Origin of the sequence: Streptomyces sp. (assembly GCF_050698815.1) — a bacterium.
In the GTDB taxonomy this organism is placed as follows: domain Bacteria; phylum Actinomycetota; class Actinomycetes; order Streptomycetales; family Streptomycetaceae; genus Streptomyces.
In genome coordinates, this window is sequence record NZ_JBOHCV010000155.1 from 1 (window position 1) to 2,618 (window position 2,618).

Below are 2,618 nucleotides of genomic sequence, written 5' to 3' on the forward strand. Positions count from 1 at the left end.
CTGCGCGCCGCCGCCGCGCGCGGCGGGCACGGCACCCGGCGCGGCGCGGCGGGAATCCCGCTGCGCCTCCCCTACCGGGGCCCGTACGCGGCGGAACAGATCTTCGACTTCCTGCAGCGGCGCGCGATCCAGGGGGTCGAAGAGGTGCTGGGCACCCCGGGCCGGCGCAGCTACCGGCGCACGCTCGCACTGCCCTACGGCACGGGGGTCGTCGAGGTGGACGAGAGCACCGGCCGTACGGCGCCCGGCCCGACGTGCCGGGCGGGCGGCGGCTGGCTGGAGTGCCGGCTGCACCTCGCCGACCTCCGCGACCTCACCACGGCCGTGCAGCGGGTACGGCAGCTCTTCGACCTGGACGCCGACCCGTTCGCGGTCGCCGAGCGGCTCGGCGCCGACGGCACGCTCGGCCCGCTCGTGGCCGGCTGCCCCGGACTGCGCTCGCCCGGGACGACCGATCCGCACGAACTCGCCGTACGTGCCGTGCTCGGACAGCAGATCACGGTCGCCGCCGCGCGCACGCTCGCCGGGAAACTCGTCGCGGCGTACGGAAAGCCGCTCGCCGCCCCCGACGGCGGGCTCACCCACCTCTTCCCCGAGGCCGGCGCGCTCGCCGCCGCACCGCTGGGCGAACTGGGCATGCCGGACAGGCGCCGTGCCACGCTTCGCACCGTCGCCGCCGCCCTCGCCGACGGCGCCGTCCCGCTGCACCCGGGTGCGGACCGCGAGGAGGCCGAGCGAGCCCTGCTCGCCCTGCCCGGCATCGGCCCGTGGAGCGCGGGTTACATGCGGATGCGGGCGCTCGGCGACCCGGACGTCTTCCTCACCGGGGACGTGGGCGTACGGCACGGGCTGGCCCTGACCGGAACCGACGGCAGCCGGTCCGAGGACTGGCGGCCGTGGCGCTCGTACGCCCTGCACCACCTCTGGAACCACACCGTGGGCGCGGGCGGCACCGTGCGCTGACGCCCGGTCCTCTTCCATGCCCCGGCCGTGCAGTTGTCCGGGACGGTCTTCCGAGGGCCCGCGTACGGGCAACAATATGGGCATGAGTCAGCAGGGGAGGCCCCGCGATCCGGAGTCCGGCGAACAGAACGACTGGTGGAGCCAGTTGTACGACCCGGGGTCCCCGGACACGGGCCGCGCGCGCGCCGGGGACACCCTCGACGACCGTTACGCCTCGGTCAGGCGCACGGTGGGGTCCGCGCCGGCACCCGCCGTGCCCTCGTCCCGGCGGAGCGATCCGTCGCGGGAACCCCGGCCGGATACCGGGCCGGCACCGGTGCGGGACCAGCCGGCCGGGGCGGACGGTCCGCCGGACCCGAGAGCGGCGCCGGACGGGTCCTGGCCGGAACCGGAATCCGAACCGGACCTGGAACCGGACCTGGAACCGGACCCGGAACCCGAACAGGCCCCGGTCCCGGCACCGCGCTCACGTCCCGTCGGCGGCACCGGAGTTGACGCGAATCCCCGCCCCGGCACGGGGCCCTCGCTGCGCCCCACGCATGTCGGCGACCGTCCGCCCACCTATGACGCCGAGCCCGCCACCCTCCCCATCGCGGATCCCGCGGCGCTCGCCGAACTCGTCCCGGACACAGTCCTGGACGGAGCGCGCTACGGCGGACTCACGCTGCGCGCCGCCTCGTTGCGCGGGGATTCCGCCCGCCACCGTGGTGCCCTGCGACGCGATGCCCTGCTCACCGCCCGTTTCGGCTCCGGGGAGTCCGCGCTGCTGCTGGTCGCCGTCGCGGCGGGTGGACGCAACGCCACAGGCGGGCACCGGGCGGCCCGGGAGATCTGCCACGCGATCGGAGGCGTCACCGGCCGCAGTCACGCCCGCCTCGCCGAGGACATCCGCGCGGACCGCCGCGGCGCGCTCAGGTCCGGCCTGCAGCGGCTGACCGACCGCTGCTACGGACGGCTGCGCGCGCAGGCGGCCGCCCTGGGCGTCGCGCCCGAGGAGTACACCGCGGACCTGCGCTGCCTGCTGCTCTCGGCCGACCCGCGCTGCAGGACCCGCGTCTTCTTCGGGGCCGGCGCGGGCGGACTCTTCCGGCTGCGCTCCGGCGCCTGGCAGGACATCGAGCCCGAACCGCCCGGACCGGGCCTGGAACTCGACCCCGCGGAACCCGGCGACCCGGCCGGTCCCGCCGTGCCGCCGCCCGCCCACTGGCCTCCGGAACCGTTCCGGTTCCGCGCCACCGTGGCACAGCGGGGCGACACGCTGCTGCTGTGCAGCCCGGGCCTCGCCGGACCGCTGCGCGGTGAACCGGCGTTCGCCGACCAGCTGGCCCGGTCCTGGGCGCACCGGGCCGAACCGCCGGGCCTCGCCGCGTTCCTCGCCGACGTCCAGCTGCGCGTGCGCGGGTTCGCGGACGACCGTACGGCCGTCGCCGTGTGGGAGGCCTGACTCCGCCCCGGGCGCCGGGCGAAAACAGCCCGGGACCGCACCCCCCACGGGGCGGCCCCGGGCAGACTGTGGCGGGTCAGCCGAACTGCCGCTCGATCTGGGAGAGTTTCTCCTCCAGGGTGTCGAGCCGAGGGCTGGCCGTCCCGGCCATGGCGTCCATGTCCCCGCCGGAACCGCCGCCGGCCGTCCGCAGCGCGGGCCGGGGGAGCAC

The 2,618-nt window shown here is 76.9% G+C and carries 2 protein-coding genes; both read left to right on the forward strand.

What is annotated here, in order from left to right; translation table 11 throughout:
* Positions 1-963, forward strand: a 963-nt coding sequence (locus ACRDP3_RS05980) for an AlkA N-terminal domain-containing protein (protein ID WP_431515764.1), incomplete at its 5' end; no start/stop codon positions are given.
* 82 nt (positions 964-1,045) lie between these two features.
* Positions 1,046-2,407: a protein phosphatase 2C domain-containing protein gene (locus ACRDP3_RS05985; protein ID WP_431515765.1), complete on the forward strand. Its 1,362-nt coding sequence runs from the start codon at positions 1,046-1,048 to the stop codon at positions 2,405-2,407.
* Positions 2,408-2,618: the final 211 nt, after the last annotated feature.